The organism is Stappia sp. MMSF_3263, from assembly GCF_030733745.1.
Lineage (GTDB): Bacteria > Pseudomonadota > Alphaproteobacteria > Rhizobiales > Stappiaceae > Stappia.
Genome location: NZ_JASHIK010000002.1, coordinates 273,021 through 291,390 on the forward strand (window position 1 = coordinate 273,021; position 18,370 = coordinate 291,390).

General features: G+C 64.5%; 17 protein-coding genes. 15 read left to right on the forward strand and 2 right to left on the reverse strand.

Going from position 1 to position 18,370, the window contains the following annotated elements:
* Positions 1 to 92: 92 nt before the first annotated feature.
* From RBB46_RS04120 to RBB46_RS04140, 5 genes are all read left to right on the forward strand, one after another.
* The gene (locus RBB46_RS04120; protein ID WP_306027610.1) at positions 93 to 713 is read left to right on the forward strand and encodes a LysE family translocator; all 621 of its coding nucleotides are present in this window, start codon (positions 93 to 95) and stop codon (positions 711 to 713) included.
* Positions 714 to 752: 39 nt separating this feature from the next.
* Positions 753 to 1,976 (forward strand): threonine ammonia-lyase, encoded by a 1,224-nt coding sequence (locus RBB46_RS04125; RefSeq protein ID WP_306027611.1) that lies wholly within the window; start codon positions 753 to 755, stop codon positions 1,974 to 1,976.
* Between the two features lie 57 nt (positions 1,977 to 2,033).
* Positions 2,034 to 2,534, forward strand: coding sequence for an RDD family protein (locus tag RBB46_RS04130; protein WP_306027612.1), 501 nt, complete (start codon positions 2,034 to 2,036; stop codon positions 2,532 to 2,534).
* 165 nt (positions 2,535 to 2,699) lie between these two features.
* Positions 2,700 to 4,535: an SLC13 family permease gene (locus tag RBB46_RS04135; RefSeq protein WP_306027613.1), complete on the forward strand. Its 1,836-nt coding sequence runs from the start codon at positions 2,700 to 2,702 to the stop codon at positions 4,533 to 4,535.
* Positions 4,536 to 4,560: 25 nt separating this feature from the next.
* Complete coding sequence (locus tag RBB46_RS04140) at positions 4,561 to 5,337, forward strand: arginyltransferase (RefSeq protein ID WP_306027614.1); 777 nt, start codon at positions 4,561 to 4,563, stop codon at positions 5,335 to 5,337.
* Here the strand turns inward: RBB46_RS04140 and RBB46_RS04145 are convergent.
* Both RBB46_RS04145 and RBB46_RS04150 read right to left on the reverse strand, forming a co-directional pair.
* Complete coding sequence (locus RBB46_RS04145; RefSeq protein WP_306027615.1) at positions 5,334 to 5,996, reverse strand: uracil-DNA glycosylase; 663 nt, start codon at positions 5,994 to 5,996, stop codon at positions 5,334 to 5,336. The two genes, RBB46_RS04140 and RBB46_RS04145, sit on opposite strands and share 4 nt — an antisense overlap.
* A gap of 7 nt (positions 5,997 to 6,003) precedes the next feature.
* A complete protein-coding gene (locus RBB46_RS04150; RefSeq protein ID WP_306027616.1) occupies positions 6,004 to 6,597 on the reverse strand; it encodes an NYN domain-containing protein in 594 nt (197 codons plus the stop codon).
* 446 nt (positions 6,598 to 7,043) lie between these two features.
* Between RBB46_RS04150 and rpoZ the strand changes: the two genes are divergently transcribed.
* The 10 genes from rpoZ to parC all read left to right on the forward strand — a co-directional run bounded on the left by rpoZ (position 7,044) and on the right by parC (position 18,360).
* Positions 7,044 to 7,454, forward strand: coding sequence for a DNA-directed RNA polymerase subunit omega (gene rpoZ, locus RBB46_RS04155; RefSeq protein ID WP_306027617.1), 411 nt, complete (start codon positions 7,044 to 7,046; stop codon positions 7,452 to 7,454).
* A 141-nt stretch (positions 7,455 to 7,595) separates the two neighbouring features.
* Positions 7,596 to 9,809, forward strand: coding sequence for a bifunctional (p)ppGpp synthetase/guanosine-3',5'-bis(diphosphate) 3'-pyrophosphohydrolase (locus RBB46_RS04160; protein ID WP_306027618.1), 2,214 nt, complete (start codon positions 7,596 to 7,598; stop codon positions 9,807 to 9,809).
* An 87-nt stretch (positions 9,810 to 9,896) separates the two neighbouring features.
* Complete coding sequence (locus RBB46_RS04165) at positions 9,897 to 10,499, forward strand: DUF2062 domain-containing protein (protein WP_306027619.1); 603 nt, start codon at positions 9,897 to 9,899, stop codon at positions 10,497 to 10,499.
* Positions 10,500 to 10,604: 105 nt separating this feature from the next.
* Positions 10,605 to 11,381, forward strand: coding sequence for a pyridoxine 5'-phosphate synthase (locus tag RBB46_RS04170; protein ID WP_306027620.1), 777 nt, complete (start codon positions 10,605 to 10,607; stop codon positions 11,379 to 11,381).
* Positions 11,378 to 11,815 (forward strand): holo-ACP synthase, encoded by a 438-nt coding sequence (gene acpS / locus RBB46_RS04175; protein WP_306027621.1) that lies wholly within the window; start codon positions 11,378 to 11,380, stop codon positions 11,813 to 11,815. The genes RBB46_RS04170 and acpS overlap by 4 nt, the downstream gene beginning before the upstream one ends.
* Positions 11,816 to 12,023: 208 nt before the next feature.
* Positions 12,024 to 12,776, forward strand: coding sequence for a signal peptidase I (gene lepB, locus RBB46_RS04180; protein WP_306027622.1), 753 nt, complete (start codon positions 12,024 to 12,026; stop codon positions 12,774 to 12,776).
* 31 nt (positions 12,777 to 12,807) lie between these two features.
* On the forward strand, positions 12,808 to 13,527 hold the full coding sequence (gene rnc / locus RBB46_RS04185; protein WP_306027623.1) for a ribonuclease III: 720 nt from the start codon (positions 12,808 to 12,810) through the stop codon (positions 13,525 to 13,527).
* Positions 13,528 to 13,568: 41 nt separating this feature from the next.
* A complete protein-coding gene (gene era / locus RBB46_RS04190; RefSeq protein WP_306027728.1) occupies positions 13,569 to 14,501 on the forward strand; it encodes a GTPase Era in 933 nt (310 codons plus the stop codon).
* Positions 14,502 to 15,268: 767 nt separating this feature from the next.
* Positions 15,269 to 16,030, forward strand: a complete 762-nt coding sequence (gene recO / locus RBB46_RS04195) for a DNA repair protein RecO (RefSeq protein ID WP_306027624.1) — start codon at positions 15,269 to 15,271, stop codon at positions 16,028 to 16,030.
* Between the two features lie 80 nt (positions 16,031 to 16,110).
* Positions 16,111 to 18,360, forward strand: coding sequence for a DNA topoisomerase IV subunit A (parC, locus tag RBB46_RS04200; RefSeq protein WP_306027625.1), 2,250 nt, complete (start codon positions 16,111 to 16,113; stop codon positions 18,358 to 18,360).
* Positions 18,361 to 18,370 lie beyond the last annotated feature (10 nt).

Below are 18,370 nucleotides of genomic sequence, written 5' to 3' on the forward strand. Positions count from 1 at the left end.
GTACCACTGATTGTTTCAATTCAATTGTCCTGACCTGGCACAATCCAACCGGACGGCCCGACGGCCGTTCCCACCCTGCAAGGTTCGAGACAATGTCTTCCGAAATGCTGATGCCGGTCGCCCAGTTCGGTTTGCTGGCCCTGTTTGTCGCGGCGATGGTCGGCTCGCCCGGTCCCGCCAACATGTCGCTGATGGCCAGCAGCCTCGCTTTCGGGGCGCGACCCGCCCTGCCCTTCATGGCCGGCACGATGAGCGGGTTCCAGGTGATCTTCTGGCTCAATGTCGCCGGGCTCTTCGCGCTGCTGCAAAGCGCGCCACAGGTCTTCCAGGTGCTGCGCTGGGCCTGCATGGGATACATTTTGTATCTCGCCTGGACGATCCTGCGCAGCAACGGCGCCGGCGGCCGTGCGATGGAGCGGATCCCCGGATACCTGCGCGGGTTCTGGGTGCATCCGCTGAACCCGAAGGCCTATGCGATGCAGATCGCCGGGATCAGCCAGTTCGTCTCCGCCGAGCGCTACTTTCTCGACGCACTCGTCCTCTCGCTCACCTTCCTCCTGCTCGGCGGCTTTCTCAACGGGTTGTGGCTCCTGGCGGGCGGCTGGCTACGCCAAGGCAGCGGCTCGGGCCGTTTCCTGCAAGGACTGCGCATTGCACTGGCCGGGCTGATGGTCGGTTCCACCATCCTGAGCTTGCAAATGATCCCGGCTTGATGGCAGTTGGGGCAACCTTCTCCCAGTCAGGTTGCCCCAATGCAGGTCACGCTGGACACGATCACCCGCGCCGCCAGCCTCATCGAGGGGGCGGTGATGCGCACGCCCTGCCTGCCCGCGCCGAAACTCTCGCAACTCACCGGCGCCGAGGTCTTCGTCAAATACGAGAACCTGCAGGTCACCAACGCGTTCAAGGAACGCGGCGCACTGGTCAAGCTGCATGCACTGACGCCCGAGGAGCGCCGGCGCGGCGTCATCGCCATGTCGGCCGGCAATCACGCCCAGGCGGTCGCCTATCATGCGGCCCGACTCGGCATCCCCGCGACCATCGTCATGCCGGAACCAACCCCTTTCGTGAAAGTCGCGGCGACGCGCGGCTATGGAGCCCGGGTGGTGCTCGCCGGCGAGATGCTTGCCGACGCGCAGGCCGAGGCAGAGCGCATCGCCGCGGATGAAGGTTTCGTCTGGGTGCATCCTTACGACGATCCGGCGATCATTTCCGGACAGGGAACGATCGCGCTGGAAATGCTCGCCGACCAGCCGGATCTCGACTGCCTCGTCGTGCCGATCGGCGGCGGCGGGCTGATCTCCGGCATGGCGACGGCCGCCAAGGCGCTGACACCCGGCATCGAGGTGATCGGCGTCGAGGCGGCGCTCTATCCCTCGATGGTCGGCGCGCTGCGCGGCGGCAAGGTCACGTGCGGCGGCGCGACGCTGGCCGAGGGCATCGCGGTGAAAAATGTCGGCAAGCTGACGCTTGAGATCGTGCGGCGCACGGTCGACGACATCCTGCTTGTCGACGAAGCGGCGCTGGAGCGGGCGGTCAACGCCTATCTCACCCGCCAGAAGACGATGGCGGAAGGTGCGGGCGCTGCCGGCCTTGCCGCGCTTCTGACCCATCCTGAGCGCTTCGCCGGCCGCAAGACGGGCCTCGTGCTGTGCGGCGGCAATATCGACCCGCGCCTGCTCTCCTCGATCATGGTGCGTGAGCTGGCGCGCGAAGGGCGTCTCCTGTCGATTCGCATCACCACAGCCGACCGACCGGGCATCCTCGGCGAGATCTCGACCCTGATCGGCCGGCTCGGAGGCAACATCCTGGAAGTCTCGCACCACCGGCTGTTCCTCAACGTCCCGGCCAAGGGAACGACACTCGACGTGACCATGGAAACCCATGACCGCGACCATGCGGGCCGCATCCACGAGGCGCTTGAGCAGGCCGGCCATTCGGTGCGCATGCTCGACCTCGGCGAATCGCGCATCTGAGCGGCGACCTGCCGCGCCCGATTTGAAATTCCGCGCGGCAATGCCCACGTGAGCCCCATGCAACCGCGAAAGGACACCATGCAGAACGCGCCTGAAACCGACTTCCTGTCCCGTCCGGCGGCCGGGTTCGACGATCCGCGCCTCTACGCCAATGTCCGCACCAACCGGATCTTCGCCTTCCTCATCGACGCCGTGCTGATTGTCGCGCTGACGGCGCTCGCCGGACTGCTGGTCGGCGTCCTGGGCATCTTCACTTTCGGCCTTGGCTGGCTGCTGATGCCGATCCTGTGGCCGGCGGTGGCGCTTGCCTATGTCGCCTTCACGCTGGGCGGCGCCAACAGCGCGACGCCGGGCATGCGCACCATGGGGCTGACCATGCGGATGGTCTCCGGCAAGCGGCCGGACGTGCTGATCGCCGGCATGCACGCGCTGCTGTCCTGGTTCTCGATCACCATTCCCGTGCTGCTGCTCGCCACCTTCTTCAACGGCGAGAAGCGCCTGCTGCACGACATCGTGCTGGGCACCGTGGTCATCAACCGCGACAGCGGAATGAACTGACGGCAAATCGCGGGTTCACGAAAAATCATTCTCCCGCGCACCGGGCGCGCGTGCCCGTTTGCCGCTTTGCGAAACGGTCGGGGACCGGTACAAATGGGGTCGAGCGCACGCCGCGCCGCCCGCCTGAACGGCGTGCGATCCGTTTGAGGAGATGGGCCCCGACGTATGCTGCCAGCCGATCCCGCGATGATCCTCACGTTCGTGGTGATCGTTTTCACCATTGTGCTTTATGCACTGGAACGCGTCGCCCTTGAAGCGGTGGCGCTCGGATCCGTCGTCGCCTTTCTCCTTATTTTCAGTGTTTTCGAACCGGCGACCGGCGGCACCATCGGCCCGAGCGAGCTGCTTGCCGGCTTCGCCAACCCGGCACTCGTCACCGTCATATGCCTGCTGATCGTCGGCCAGGGCCTGTTCCAGACCGACGCGCTGGAGCGCCCGGCGAAGATCATCGTCGATGCGACACGGCGACGGCCGGCGCTGGCCGCCGCGCCCATTCTGATCGCCGTCGCGGTGATCAGCGGCTTTCTCAACAACACCCCCGTCGTCGTGATGTTCCTGCCGATCCTTTCGGCGGTGGCCGCGGCCCAGGGGAAGTCGGCCGGCCGCCTGCTGATGCCGCTCTCCTTCATCGCGATCCTTGGCGGCATGACCACCCTGATCGGTTCGTCGACCAACCTTCTCGTCGCCGACGTGGCGGCCCGCACGAGCGACCTGAAGCTCGGCTTCTTCAGCTTCACCGGCATCGGCGTCATCCTGGCCGCGGTCGGCAGCGTCTACGTGCTGTTCGTCATGCCCTACCTGCTGAAACCGCGCCGCTCTATGGCGGACGAGTTGCAGGTCTCGTCCGGCAAGCAGTTCATCGCCCAGATCGCCATCAACAGCGGCCATCCGCTGGAGGGCGTGACCTCGGTCGCCGGGCTGTTCCCGGCGCTCAAGGACATGACGGTGCGTCTGGTGCAACGCGGCGAGCGGCCGATCCTGCCGCCTTTCGAGAATGTCACGTTGATGCCCGGCGACACGGTGATCGTCGCCGCCACCCGAACCGCCCTGACCGCCGCCCTGTCGCAGCGCCGGCCGCTGATGGCCACCGATGGCGACGACGCCTCCGACACGGAGAACGGCGCCCCGCAGCAGCGTTCGCTGACGCTTGCGGAAGTGGTCGTCGCGCCCGCCTCGCGCATTTCCGGACGCACCATCTCGCAGAGCGGCTTCCACTCGGAAACCCATTGCGTGGTGATGGGCGTGCAGCGGCGTTCGCGCATGCCGCGCATGGCAATGACGGAAATCCGGCTGGAGCCGGGCGACGTGCTGCTCGTCGCGGGAACGGCCATCGACATCCAGCGGCTGCGCAAGAACCGCGATGTCCTGCTGCTCGACTGGTCGGCAGCCGAAGTTCCGCCGCGCCGGCTGGCCCCGCGCGCGCTCGCGATCTTCGCGATCATGGTCACCGTCAGCGCCCTCGGCCTAGTGCCGATCGTCACCGCCTCCATCGCGGCAACGCTTGCCATGGTTCTGTCGGGCTGCCTCAACGTCCGCCAGGCATTGCGCGCCGTCGACAGCCGCATCTTCATGCTGATCGGCGCCTCGATCGCCGCCGCCAGCGCGCTGGAAGTGACCGGTGGCGCCAAGGCGATCGCCGACCTTCTGGTCGCTCAGCTCCAGGGGCAGCCGCCGATGATCATGTTGTCGGCGCTGTTCCTTCTGGTGATGCTGCTCACCAACCTTCTGTCGAACAACGCCACGGCGGTGCTGTTCACCCCGATCGCGGTCAACATGGCCGTGCAGACCGGTTTGCCGGTGGAGGCCTTCGTCACCTGCGTGATCTTTGCCGCCAACTGCTCCTTCGCCACGCCGATCGGCTATCAGACCAACCTGATCGTCATGGGTCCGGGCCATTACCGATTTTCGGATTTTCTTGTCGCGGGAACGCCGCTTGCGCTGCTTCTTTGGCTTACCTTCACATTTGTTGCGCCCATATACTATGGTTTCGCAATGCTGTGAGAAGCGCTGAGCGGAAAGGACGGCATTGACCCGACATCCGACGGACACACCGCAATTCTATCTGACTGCCCCCTCGCCCTGCCCCTATCTGCCGGGACAGCAGGAGCGCAAGGTCTTCACGCATCTTGTCGGCTCCAAGGCGCAGGTGCTCAACGACGTGCTGACCCAAGGTGGTTTCCGCCGCAGCCAGAACATCGCCTACCGCCCGGCCTGCGAGAATTGCCGTGCCTGCGTATCGATCCGCATCCGTGTCGACGACTTCCGCTGGACCCGCTCCTTCCGCCGCCTGTGGGCCCGCAACGCCGATATCGTCGCAACCGCCAGCGAACCGGCCCCCTCCTCGCAGCAATACGATCTTTTTCGCCGGTATCTCGACGCCCGCCACGCGGGCGGGGGCATGTCCGACATGACCGTTCTCGACTACGCGATGATGATCGAGGACACTCACGTGGAAACGATGCTGGTCGAGTACCGCAAGCGCGGCCCCGACACGTTCATCACCGGACGCGGCGAAGGACCGCTGCTCGGCGTCGCGCTCACCGACCGGCTGGGCGACGGCTTGTCGATGGTCTATTCGTTCTTCGAGCCGGATGCCGGCCAGCGGAGCCTTGGCACCCATCTCATCCTCGACCATGTCGAGCGAGCCCGCGGGCTCGGCCTGCCCTATGTCTATCTGGGATACTGGGTGAAGGGCTCGCCGAAGATGGACTACAAGGCCCGTTTCCAGCCGCAGGACCATCTGGGCCCTGCCGGCTGGTTCGCCGCCGACATGCCCGGCGAGGCGGGCGCGGGCGAGAGCTAGGACGCGGCGTCGATCTCGGCGCGCACAGCCGCGAACACATCGCGAAACATCTCGCGCGTCAGTCGCCCGGTATTGGTGTTGTAGCGGGAGCAGTGATAGCTGTCGAAAAGCGCCAGTCCCGCGCGCGGATCATGCCGTGCATTGTGCCCGAACGGATACGCCGCACGGCGAACGCCAAGCGCCGACAGCGTCGCGTCATGGGCGATCCGCCCCAGCGCGACCAGGCAGACCAGAGAGGGCAGCGCCTCGATGGTCTCGCTCAGATAGGGAAGGCAATTGCGGATCTCGGCGCCGACTGGCTTGTTCTCCGGCGGGACGCAGCGCACCGCATTGGTGATCGCCGCATCGACGAGCTCCAGCCCGTCGTCCGGGCGGGCCTGATAACGCCCCCGCGCGAAGCCGAAATCCGTCAGCGTCTCGTAGAGCAGGTCACCTGCATAATCGCCGGTGAAGGGACGTCCGGTCTTGTTGGCGCCGCGCAGTCCCGGCGCAAGGCCGACGATCAACAGGCGCGGGCGCGGTGCCGCAAAGGTCGGCACCGGCGCGTTATGCCAGTCCGGGCTGAGGGCCCGGTGGGTCTCGCGGAACGCCACCAGACGCGGGCAGGACGGACAGTCCCGCCCGGGATCCGGAAGCTTGAGCAAAGCCGAAGACGACATTCCCGGTTCAATACTCGTCGTCGTCTTCCTCGACCTCGGCCCGGCGTGCCGGAGCCGGACGCGACGGACGCTCGGCCGGATCGCGGCCGACCTTCTTGGCCAGGGTCGCGAGATCGATGAAATGGTCCGCCTGGCGACGGAGGTCGTCGGCGATCATCGGCGGCTGGGTCTGCAGGGTAGAGACAACGCTCACCTTGCGGCCCTTGCGCTGCAGCGCCTCGACCAGCGAGCGGAAATCACCATCGCCGGAGAACAGCACGATGTGATCGACATGCTCGACGATCTCCATGGCATCGACGGCAAGCTCGATGTCCATGTTGCCCTTGATCTTGCGGCGGCCGGAAGAGTCGACAAACTCCTTCACAGGCTTGGTCACGACCTTGTAGCCATTGTAGTCCAGCCAATCGATCAGCGGACGAATGGACGAATACTCCTGATCCTCGATCAGGGCTGTGTAATAATACGCCCTAAGAAGGTATCCGGTCTTCTGAAATTCCTGAAGGAGCATCTTGTAGTCGATGTCGAAACCAATGGTTCGCGCCGTTGAATACAAATTCGCTCCATCAATAAATAAGGCAACCTTCTCACGCGGATCGAACATCTTTTGGAATACCTTTCGCTGTAACACAGGACAATCAACGGCCCGCGAGGATCATTGTCCCCGTCGATTATAATGAGCGACCCTGATGCGCGGTTTCGCCCGCCGCGCATGAGAATAGGCTGTGCCCAGAACCGTTTTCGGATCGACCTGCAACCCGGATTACCCATCCGGTTTCCGTGCCCGTGGGGTGCATCATCCTGCAAGCACCCCGTCTTTGCTTTGGACGGCTTCTGTCGCCGCCGTTATGCAACTCCCACTACACCATTTCTCCATGAAACGGCAACAGAACTCAACGCGATTTTCACCGCGATTCGCCAGCGGACCCAAGCAATTCCAGAAACGTGATTAAAAACAATCTTGTGTCACATCCTTGCGCGAGGCTTGCGTTGGGCGGTGCAACACAGTACATGTCACGGCTTGCCGACAACAGATTATGGAGAATTCCCATGGCGCGCGTGACCGTCGAAGACTGCATCGACAAGGTCGAGAACCGCTTCGAACTGGTGCTGCTTGCGAGCCATCGTGCCCGGATGATCTCCAACGGTTCGCCGCTGACCATCGACCGCGACAACGACAAGAACCCGGTCGTGGCGCTGCGCGAGGTCGCTGACGAGACCGTCAGCCCGGAAGATCTCAAGGAAGACCTGATCCACTCGCTGCAGAAATACGTCGAGGTGGACGAGCCGGAGGCCGACGCCGTGCCGATGGTTCCCAACACCTCTTCACAGCAACAGCAGGGCGGCACCGAGGTCAACGCGGTGGACGACAGCGCCGTCGAATTCGACCGCATGTCGGAAGAAGACCTGCTGCGCGGCCTGGAGGGACTTGTGCCGCCGGAGCGCAAGGACGATATCTGACCGGAGACGTCCGGCGGCGCCCTGGCGCCGCCGCGCGTCGTCGAGCGGCGAACGCCGCGACGCGACCGCTGGTCGACTTCACCATTCGTCGAGAGACCGTGGCGTAGCGGCGGCCGCACCGATGTGTGAGGCGTTTCCGCGATGATGCGGCAATACGAGCTGGTCGAACGCGTCCAGCGTTTCAATCCGAACGCCGACGAGGCGCTGCTCAACAAGGCCTATGTCTATGCCATGCAGAAGCATGGCACCCAGATGCGTGCCTCGGGTGACCCGTATTTCTCGCATCCCCTCGAAGTGGCTGCGATCCTCACGGACCTGCGTCTCGATGACGCAACCATCGCCGTTGCCCTCCTGCACGACACGATCGAGGACACCTCGGCGACGCGCGACGAGATCGACCGGCTGTTCGGTCCGGAAATCGGCAAGCTCGTCGACGGGCTGACCAAGATCAAGCGCCTGGACCTTGCCTCCAAACGGGCGAAACAGGCCGAGAACTTCCGCAAGCTTCTGCTCGCCATCGCCGACGACGTGCGCGTGCTGCTGGTCAAGCTGGCCGACCGCCTGCACAACATGCGCACGCTCCATCACATGCCCGAGCACAAGCGCGGACGCATCGCCGAAGAGACCATGGAGATCTATGCGCCGCTCGCCGGGCGCATGGGCATGCATGACATGCGCGAGGAACTGGAGGACATCGCCTTCAGGACGCTCAATCCCGACGCCTATGCGGCGATCACGGAGCGCCTCGGTGCGCTCGAGGAGAAAAACAAGAGCCTCATCTTCGACATCGAGCACGACCTGATGTCGCGGCTCGAGGAGCGCGGCATCGCCGCACTCGTGCGCGGCCGCGAGAAACGACCCCACTCGATCTTCCGCAAGATGCAGTCGAAGTCGATTGCCTTCGAGCAACTGTCCGACATCTACGGCTTCCGCGTCGTGGTCGGCACGGTCGAGGCCTGCTACCGGGTGCTCGGGGTCGTTCACACGACCTGGCCGGCCGTCCCGGGGCGCTTCAAGGACTACCTGTCGACGCCCAAGCAGAACGACTACCGCTCCATCCACACAACGGTCGTGGGGCCGAGTCGGCAACGGGTCGAGTTGCAGATCCGCACGACGTCCATGGACCGGGTGGCCGAATACGGCATCGCCGCCCACGCGCTCTACAAGGACGGCGAGCTTGGCGGGCGCAACGTCAACAAGCTGAACGAGGAAAGCCGCGCCTATGAATGGCTGCGGCGCACTATCGAGTTGCTGTCGCAGGGCGACACACCGGAAGAGTTCCTGGAGAATACCAAGCTGGAGCTGTTCCACGACCAGGTCTTCTGCTTCACCCCGAAGGGACGCCTGATCGCCCTGCCGCGCGGCGCGACGCCTATCGATTTCGCCTATGCGGTCCATACCGATATCGGCAACACCTGCGTCGGCGCGAAGATCAACGGCCAGATCATGCCGCTGGTCACCGAGCTCAGGAACGGCGACGAGGTCGACATCGTGCGCAGCCAGGCGCAGACGCCGCCGCCGGCATGGGAGTCGATCGCAGTCACCGGCAAGGCACGCGCGGCCATTCGCCGGGCGACACGCGAAAGCGCCCGCCAGCAATACGGCTCGCTCGGCCGGCACATCCTGGAACGTGCGTTCCAGCGGGCCGGCCATGCGTTCAACGACGACCGCCTCGGCAGTGCCTTGTCGCCGCTCGGCTTCACCGCCGTCGGCGACCTCCTGGCGGCCGTCGGACGCGGTGAAATCCGTGCCCACGAGATCGTGGCAACGCTCTATCCGGACTATCGCGACGACCGGCTGCCCAATGCCGCGCATGCCCCTGAGGACGGCTGGTTCGACCTTGAGGCCGGAAGCGGCATGAAGTTCAGGATCCCGGAGAGCGACGAGGATGCAGACCTCTCGCGACCCTTGCCGATTCGCGGCCTTGCCGGCGATCTGCCGGTTTCCTTCGCGCCCGACGGCGGCGCCGTGCCCGGCGACAGAATCGTCGGCATCCTGACGCCGGGCATCGGCGTCACCATCTATCCGATTCAGTCCCCCGCGCTGCAGGCGTTCGAGGACGAGACGGACCGCTGGCTCGATGTGCGCTGGGACATGAGCGGGGAGCATCGTGAGCGCTTTCCCGCCAGAATCAACGTTTCCGCCCTCAACGAGCCGGGGTCCCTGGCGACGATCGCCGCGACGATCGCCGAACTGGACGGAAACATCGACAATCTGAAAATGCTGCGCAGGGCAGCGGATTTTCACGAAATCCTTATCGATCTTGAGGTATGGGATCTGAAGCACCTGACCCGCATCATGAACCAGCTGCGGGCAAAGACGAATGTATCGAGCGTGACACGGGAAATCGGCTAGAACCCCGGCATCGGCCGGGTCCGCTTCCGGCAGCGCAACTTTGCACCAGGCGGGTGGCCGCCGCAGGAATCGAAGACAAGAGCCCGCATGCTTTTCAAACGCCGTGACAAGCCGAGCCACCTGGAGCGCCTGCGTGTGGCAGTCTGGCCGCGTCACAGCTTTGCCCGTTCGGCCCGCTATTTCTCGAAACGCGTGTTGCGGCTGACCGCCAGCCCGAACGCCATCGCGCTGGGGTTTGCCGCCGGCGCCTTCGCCTCTATGACGCCCTTCATCGGCTTCCATTTTCTCCTGAGCTTCGTCGTCGCCTTCCTGATCGGTGGCAACATGCTGGCCGCCGCGCTGGGGACCGCCGTCGGCAATCCCCTCACCTTCCCCTTCATCTGGGCATTCACCTACAAGATCGGTTCGCTGCTCATCTACGGAGAGGCGAAGACGCTCGATCATGGAACGATCGACCGGCATCTGGGCGGCGGCTTCTTCGAGAAATCGCTCGATGTGATCCTGCCGCTGATCAAGCCGATGCTGCTTGGCTCGGTACCGCTCGGCATCGCCGTGGGAACGTTCTTCTATTTCCTCGTCTTCTACAGCGTGCGTGCCTACCAGCGTTCGCGCCGGGCGAAGATCGCCACGCGCCGGATGCGCTTTGCCGCGCGCACGCAGCCGGACGCGGATGCCGACACGGACACGTGACGACGCGCCGCGTCCGCTTTGCCGTTGAAGCGGGCGCCCGGACTGCCCCATATTGGGGACGTTTCGTTCTCGCGTCCCAGCCTGCGTCACCCCGGGAGCTTCCGCATGACATCTCAACGCCTGCGTCTCGGCGTCAATATCGACCACGTCGCCACGATCCGTAATGCACGCGGCGGCCGCTTTCCCGATCCCGTTCGCGCAGCCCATCTCGCGGCTCAGGCGGGCGCCGACGGCATCACCGCGCATCTGCGGGAGGACAGGCGGCACATTTCCGATGCCGATATCGAGCGGCTTTCCCGGGAGCTCGACCTGCCGCTCAACTTCGAGATGGCGGCGACGGAGGAAATGCTGGCCATCGCTCTGAAAGCGCGTCCGCACGCAGCATGCATCGTTCCCGAGAAGCGTGAGGAACGCACGACCGAGGGCGGCCTCGACGCGCGCGGCCAGCACAATCACCTGAAGCCGGTGGTCACCGCCCTTGCGGAGAACGGCAGCCGGGTGTCGCTGTTCATCGAGGCGGACGAGAGGCAGCTCGAGGCGGCCGTCTCGCTCGGCGCGCCGGTCGTGGAACTGCATACGGGCCGCTATTGCGATCTCCGCAATGACGGCGACATGGACGGAGCGCGGACGGAACTTGCGCGCATCCGCAAGGCGGCGGCCTACGGAGCCTCGCTGGGGCTGGAAGTCCATGCCGGCCACGGGCTTGCCTTCGACACGGTCGGCGACATCGCCGTCATACCCGAGCTGGCCGAGCTCAACATCGGCCACTTCCTTGTCGGCGAGGCGATCTTCATCGGCCTTGAAGCCGCCATCCGCGAGATGCGCCGGTGCATGGACGAGGCTCGTCGGGGGACGGCACGGGCCCCGGAGGCCGCCGGATGATCGTCGGCATCGGCTCGGACCTGATCGATATCCGCCGCATCGAGAAGACGCTGGAACGCTTCGGCGAGCGGTTCGTCAAGCGCGTCTTCACCGAGGAGGAGCGGGCCAAGTCCGACCGCCGACGCATGCGAGCAGCCTCCTATGCCAAGCGTTTCGCCGCCAAGGAAGCCTGCTCCAAGGCGCTTGGATCGGGCATCAGGATGGGCGTCGCCTGGCGCGAGATGGGGGTGGTCAACCTGCCCTCCGGCAAGCCGACCATGCGACTTGCCGGATCGGCCGCCGCCCGGCTGCAGCGACTGGTACCGCCGGGCTTCGTGGCGCGCATCGACCTGACAATCACCGACGACGATCCGCTCGCCCAGGCCTTCGTCGTCATCAGCGCCTGGCCGGAGGACTGGCCGCAGGCGCTCGCCGACCCGATGGAGCACGACTGACGACGCCGTCAGTCCGGAACCAGCCGGTGCGCGTTTGCGTTGCGTCTGCAAGGGCGAGCCGGTACAAGCCAAGAATATCCGGCGGAATCCCCCTCCCGGGCCCACTGGAACGAACGGCCGGTGAGCATGGCACTGCGCCACAGTCCCGGCCGGCGTTGCATATCGAGATGCACCGGCCCCCGCCGCGGCGACCACCACGAAGGATGCAATGAGCGTGTCTGAAGAAAAGAAGAGCAAGGATGGCGGCCTCTACGAGACCGTCAAGGTACTTGTGCAGGCGCTGTTGCTCGCCCTCGTCGTGCGGACGCTGTTCTTCCAGCCGTTCAACATCCCTTCGGGATCGATGATGGACACGCTGCTGATCGGCGATTACCTGTTCGTCTCGAAATACAGCTACGGTTATTCGCGCTATTCGTTTCCCTACGGCCTGATGCCGATAGAGGGCCGCGTCTGGGCGGAAGAGCCCGAGCGCGGCGATGTCGCAGTGTTCAAGCTGCCGCGCGACAATTCCATCGACTACATCAAGCGTGTCATCGGCCTGCCGGGCGACGAGATCCAGATGATCGACGGCGTTCTGCACATCAACGGCACCGCGGTCGAGCGCACCCGCATCGACGACTTCATCTCCACCGACACGTTCGGCAATGTCCGCCGCGTGCCCCGCTTCCGCGAGACGCTGCCGAACGGCGTTTCCTACGACACGCTCGACCTGACGACACGCGGCACCTGGGACAATACCGGCGTCTACAAGGTGCCGCCCGGCCACTATTTCATGATGGGCGACAACCGCGACAACTCCACCGACAGCCGCGTGCTTTCGGCGGTCGGCTATGTGCCGTTCGAGAATTTCGTCGGCCGGGCCGAGATGCTGTTCTTCTCCGTCGACGAGGATGCCTCCGCCTGGATGTTCTGGAAGTGGCCGTGGACGGTGCGCGGCAGCCGCCTGTTCCGGATGCTTTGATCCGCAACGGCGATCGGGGCAGACTGGCATCATGACATCCGACGGGCAGAAAAAAGCCGAGGCGCGACTGCAGACGCGCCTCGGCCACACATTTGACGACAGGGAACTCCTGTCGCGGGCCTTGACCCATGGCAGCGCCACGGCGCGCAGCGGCGGCCCGGACGCCAGCTACCAGAGACTGGAGTTCCTGGGCGATCGCGTCCTCGGCCTTGCCATCGCCACCATGCTGCACAAGGCCTTTCCGAAGGCCGACGAGGGCGAGCTTGCCCGCCGCCTCAACCAGCTCGTGCGCCGCGAGACCTGTGCCGAGGTCGCACGCGACCTGGAACTGGGCGATGCCGTGCTTCTGGGTGACAGCGAGGCGCAGACCGGCGGCAAGCGCAAGACCGCAATCCTCGCCGATGTCTGCGAGGCGGTGATCGCGGCGGTTTATCTGGACGGCGGGCTGGAAGCGGCGCAGAATCTGATCGAGCGGCTCTGGGGACCGCGCATGACGAGCTATTCCGGCCCGCTGCGGGATCCCAAGACGATGCTGCAGGAATGGGCACAGGGACGCGGCAAGCCCGCCCCGCGCTACACGATGACCGAACGAAGCGGGCCGGACCATGCGCCGAGCTTCACCGTTCGTGTCGATATCGAGGGCTACGAACCGGCGCAGGGCGCCGGTGGCTCGAAACGCATCGCGGAACAGCGTGCGGCGGAAGCCGCCTTGCTGCGCGAGGGACTTCTGACAGAGAAAGACGACACGTGAACGCGCAAGACGACGACACCCCTACCGGCATCGAGCCCGGCGTGGCCCGCATCGGTGGCCCCTCCGGCGACGACAGCGGGACTGCCACCCGCGCCGGTTTCGTCGCTCTGATCGGCGCCCCCAACGCGGGCAAGTCGACGCTTCTCAACGCGCTGGTCGGCGTCAAGGTGTCGATCGTCACCCACAAGGTGCAGACGACGCGCGCCCTGGTGCGCGGCATCGCCATGCAGGATGCCTCCCAGATCGTCTTCGTCGACACGCCGGGCATCTTCCGGCCCAAGCGGCGGTTGGAACGGGCCATGGTCGACACCGCCTGGGGCGGCGCGCGCGAGGCGGATGTGGTCGTGCTCCTGATCGACGCCAAGAGGGGCATCGACGAGCAGGCCGAGGCGATCCTCGACCGGCTGGCGGATGTACGCCTGCCGAAGGTGCTGGTGCTCAACAAGATCGACATCACCCAGCGCGAAACGCTGCTCGAACTTGCCGCCAACGCCAATGCGCGCGCGCCCTTCGACCAGACCTTCATGGTCTCTGCCGCCAAGGGCTACGGTCTCGACGACCTGATGGGTTATCTTGCCCAAACCGTTCCCCCCGGTCCCTGGCTCTACCCGGAGGACCAGGCCTCGGACCTGCCGATGCGCATGCTGGCGGCCGAGATCACCCGCGAGAAGCTGTTCCTGCGCCTGCACCAGGAACTGCCCTACATGTCGACGGTCGAGACCGAAGCCTGGCAGGAGCGCAAGGACGGCTCGGTGCGTATCGAGCAGACCATCTATGTGGAGCGCGACAGCCAGAAGGTGATCGTCCTCGGCCAGGGCGGACGCACGATCAAGTCGATCTCCCAGGCCGCCCGTGCCGAGATCGCCGAGGCCGCCGGCTGCCCGGTGCATCTCTTCCTCTTCGTCAAGGTGCGCGAGAACTGGTCCGACGATCCGGAGCGCTACCGCGAGATGGGCCTGGAGTTCCCGAGGTAGGGGGCACGAATCCTACAGCCAGTCTCTGGAGATCACACATCTTCAGAGACTCGCGGGAGAGCAAAAATGGAAACACCACCACCCCAAAGTCCATTTTCATTTCTTATCCGGATCTTACTATGCTTCATATCACTAATTTTTATATTTGATTTATCATCGAATATATTTTTCGGAAAATCTATATTTGAATTTATTTACCAAATATCCAACGCGCCGAAAGATTTACTTGGAACCACGGACACCTCCACTCTGAAGTTTTTCTTCTGCATGAGCATCACCATAACAATTTGTTGCTGGTTTGTTCTGTTTTCGATTCGATTCCTCCGACCCACTGGCGTATTCATAATGCCATTTAGGTTCTGGATTTTAATAACAGTCGCATCTATAGCGTTTCATTTCTTTTCCCTCTCATCCATACCTGTATTGAATTATGAAAATTACAATTCATCGGATCATCTCACCGAGACATCACGAGTTATGATCTATGGACTTTCTGAATTTGTTGCTTGGTTCATGGCGTGCGGCTGGCTGGGATTTGTTCGTTTGGCTTTTTTCGGCAGTAAAAAAGAGAGGAACAATATGGACTTGATGATGCGTGCGCCCTTGTTCATGAAACTGCCCCACGAGAAGTAAGAGCCCGAGCAATACCCTCTACCGGCCGGCATCGCTCACGGCTTCGTCTGATTGCCCCTCTTGGCATCACCCGTTTGTCTCGGGTAGTTCTTGCTCCTGTCCCTGCCCTACTGGCAACGAGAACCGCGACCGAGATGGAATGGAGCGCCGACGGCATCATCCTGGCGACGAGGAAGCACGGCGAGACCAGCCTGATCCTCGAGGTGATGACGCGCGAGCGCGGTCGGCATCTGGGCCTCGTGCGCGGCGGTCGCAGCCGCAAGATGCAGGCTGCCCTGCAGCCGGGCAACGGTGCCCGACTGACCTGGCGGGCGCGGCTCGACAATCATCTCGGCCTGTTCACCGTCGAACCGCTGGAGATGCGCGCCGCCGGGCTGATGGCGAGCCCCACCGGCGTCTACGGCATCCAGGCGCTTGCCGCCCTCCTCCATCTGCTGCCCGAACGCGACCCGCATCCGCAGCTTCACGATGGTCTGGAGACGGTGCTGGCCCATCTCGGCGATCCGGCCATCGCCGGCGCGCTGATGGTGCATTTCGAGCTGCAGATGCTGGCCGAGCTCGGCTTCGGCCTCGACCTCGGTGAATGCGCGGCGACCGGCACGCACGAGGATCTCGTCTATGTCTCGCCGAAATCGGGGCGCGCGGTCTGCCGGGAAGCCGGTCTTCCCTACGCTGCAAAGCTCCTGGCTCTGCCCGCCTTCCTCGGCGTGCGCGCGGAACACGCCGCGGAGGTCGTCGCCGACGAGCGCGAACTGGCAGGCCTAGACGCCAGTCAGATGGACGCCGCGTTTCGCCTGACGGGCTATTTTCTCGACCGGCATGTGCTGGCGCCGCGCCAGATCCCCGTCTCGCCGGCACGCGATGGTTTCCTGCAGGCGGTCAAACGGTCGCTGTAACCGCGCCAAAGCGGCGGAAAACTGCCATCCGTAGCGTTGCATGCGTTGCGCAAGCGCGCGAATACCTGTAGCCAATAGCCATGGGAAAAGACCTGATTCCGCCCGGTGGCATCGAACCGATCGACCTACGTTCCGCGCTTGAGGAGCGCTACCTCTCCTACGCGCTGTCGACGATCACGCATCGGGCGCTGCCGGACGTGCGCGACGGACTGAAGCCGGTGCACCGGCGCCTGCTCTACGCGATGCGGCTGTTGAAGCTCGACCCCAATGCCGGTTTCAAGAAATGCGCCCGCGTCGTCGGCGACGTCATGGGCAAATACCACCCGCATGGCGACCAGGCGATCTACGACGCGCTGGTGCGCCTCGCCCAGGACTTCGCCGTGCGCTACCCGATGGTCGACGGCCAGGGCAATTTCGGCAATATCGACGGCGACAGCGCCGCGGCCATGCGCTACACGGAAGCCCGCCTCACCGACATCGCCATGCGCACGCTCGACGGGCTCGACGAAGACACCGTCGACTTCCGCGAGACCTATGACGGGCTCGACAAGGAGCCGGTGGTGCTGCCCGGCGGCTTCCCCAACCTGCTCGCCAACGGCGCGGCAGGCATCGCGGTCGGCATGGCGACCTCGATCCCGCCACACAATATCGGCGAGCTTTGCGCCGCCGCCCAGCACCTGATCAAGACACCGGACGCCTCGACGGCCGACCTCTTGCAATTCGTGCAAGGGCCGGACTTCCCGACCGGCGGCCTGCTTGTGCGCAACGATGCCGCCTTCCTGGAAGCCTACGAGACGGGGCGCGGCGGGTTTCGCGTGCGCGCCCGCTGGGAGGTCGAGGATCTGGGCCGGGGCACCTGGCAGGTGGTGGTCACCGAGATCCCCTATCAGGTGCAGAAATCACGGCTGATCGAGAAGATCGCCGAGTTGCTGCAGGCTCGCAAGCTGCCGCTGCTTGACGACGTGCGCGACGAGTCCGCCGAGGACGTGCGCCTCGTCCTCATTCCGCGCAGCAAGAATGTCGATGCGGCGCTGCTGATGGAATCGCTGTTCCGGCTCACCGACCTGGAGAACCGTTTCTCGCTCAACATGAACGTCCTGTCGGGCGGGCGCATCCCCATGGTGATGGGCCTGAAGCAGGTGCTGGCGGAATGGCTGGAGCACCGCAAGGACGTTCTGGTTCGCCGCTCGCAGCACCGGCTCGCCCAGATCGAGCACCGGCTGGAAGTGCTCGGCGGCTACCTGATCGCCTATCTCAACCTCGACGAGGTGATCCGCATCATCCGTGAGGAGGATGATGCCAAGGCCTCGCTGAAGGCCGCCTTCGACCTTACCGAAGTACAGGCCGAGGCGATCCTCAACATGCGGCTGCGCTCGCTGCGCAAGCTCGAGGAAATCGAGATCCGCAAGGAGCACGACAAGCTCACCGCCGAGCGCGACGAACTCCTTGTCCTGCTCGGTTCGGATGCGCGTCAATGGACGCGGATCGGCAAGCAGATCGGCGAGATCGCCAAGGCCTATGGTCCGGAAACGCCGCTCGGACGGCGGCGCACCACCTTTGGCGATGCGCCCGAGCACGATGTCGTCGACATCCACCAGGCGATGATCGAGAAGGAGCCGATCACCGTCATCGTCTCGCAGAAGGGCTGGATCCGGGCACTCAAGGGCCACCAGCAGGATCTCACCTCGCTCGCCTTCAAGCAGGATGACGCGCTCAAGCTCTCGCTTTTCGCCGAGACGACTGACAAGCTCGTCGTCTTCACCACCGGCGGCAAGTTCTTCACGCTGGGCGCCGACAAGCTGCCGGGCGGCCGCGGCCATGGCGAGCCTGTGCGGCTGATGGTCGACATGGAGGAAGGACAGGACGTCATCGATGTCTTCGTCTATCGCGGCGACCGCAAGCTGCTTGTCGTCTCCGACGAGGCGCGCGGTTTCCTCGTCAGCGAGGCCGACGTCACCGCCAACACCCGCAAAGGCAAGCAGGTGCTCAATGTCACGGCGCCGGGCGAGGCAAGGCTCTGCGTTGCCGCCGAAGGTGACCATGTCGCCATCATCGGTCGCAATCGCAAGCTCCTCGTCTTCCCGCTGGCGCAGGTCGCCGAGATGACGCGCGGACGCGGCGTGCGCCTGCAGCGCTACCGCGACGGCGGCGTTTCGGATGTCATTGTCTTCAAGGGCGAAGACGGACTGACCTGGACCGATTCCTCCGGCCGCAGCTTCACCCGCAAGCTGGAGGAGCTGACCGACTGGCGCGGCGACCGAGCGCAGGCAGGCCGCCTGCCCCCGAACGGCTTCCCGCGCTCCAACACGTTCGGCCGGCGCACGCTGTAAGGAGAGGGCC

What these genes read in the sequence shown, in the direction of transcription:
- rnc (WP_306027623.1), top strand. Translation starts at nt 12,808, where the DNA reads ATGACATCCGACGGGCAGAAAAAAGCCGAGGCGCGACTGCAGACGCGC.
- RBB46_RS04125 (WP_306027611.1), top strand. Translation starts at nt 753, where the DNA reads ATGCAGGTCACGCTGGACACGATCACCCGCGCCGCCAGCCTCATCGAG.
- RBB46_RS04135 (WP_306027613.1), top strand. Translation starts at nt 2,700, where the DNA reads ATGCTGCCAGCCGATCCCGCGATGATCCTCACGTTCGTGGTGATCGTT.
- parC (WP_306027625.1), top strand. Translation starts at nt 16,111, where the DNA reads ATGGGAAAAGACCTGATTCCGCCCGGTGGCATCGAACCGATCGACCTA.
- rpoZ (WP_306027617.1), top strand. Translation starts at nt 7,044, where the DNA reads ATGGCGCGCGTGACCGTCGAAGACTGCATCGACAAGGTCGAGAACCGC.
- RBB46_RS04165 (WP_306027619.1), top strand. Translation starts at nt 9,897, where the DNA reads ATGCTTTTCAAACGCCGTGACAAGCCGAGCCACCTGGAGCGCCTGCGT.
- RBB46_RS04130 (WP_306027612.1), top strand. Translation starts at nt 2,034, where the DNA reads ATGCAACCGCGAAAGGACACCATGCAGAACGCGCCTGAAACCGACTTC.
- RBB46_RS04145 (WP_306027615.1), bottom strand. Translation starts at nt 5,996, where the DNA reads ATGTCGTCTTCGGCTTTGCTCAAGCTTCCGGATCCCGGGCGGGACTGT.
- recO (WP_306027624.1), top strand. Translation starts at nt 15,269, where the DNA reads ATGGAATGGAGCGCCGACGGCATCATCCTGGCGACGAGGAAGCACGGC.
- RBB46_RS04120 (WP_306027610.1), top strand. Translation starts at nt 93, where the DNA reads ATGTCTTCCGAAATGCTGATGCCGGTCGCCCAGTTCGGTTTGCTGGCC.
- RBB46_RS04150 (WP_306027616.1), bottom strand. Translation starts at nt 6,597, where the DNA reads ATGTTCGATCCGCGTGAGAAGGTTGCCTTATTTATTGATGGAGCGAAT.
- acpS (WP_306027621.1), top strand. Translation starts at nt 11,378, where the DNA reads ATGATCGTCGGCATCGGCTCGGACCTGATCGATATCCGCCGCATCGAG.
- RBB46_RS04170 (WP_306027620.1), top strand. Translation starts at nt 10,605, where the DNA reads ATGACATCTCAACGCCTGCGTCTCGGCGTCAATATCGACCACGTCGCC.
- lepB (WP_306027622.1), top strand. Translation starts at nt 12,024, where the DNA reads ATGAGCGTGTCTGAAGAAAAGAAGAGCAAGGATGGCGGCCTCTACGAG.
- RBB46_RS04160 (WP_306027618.1), top strand. Translation starts at nt 7,596, where the DNA reads ATGATGCGGCAATACGAGCTGGTCGAACGCGTCCAGCGTTTCAATCCG.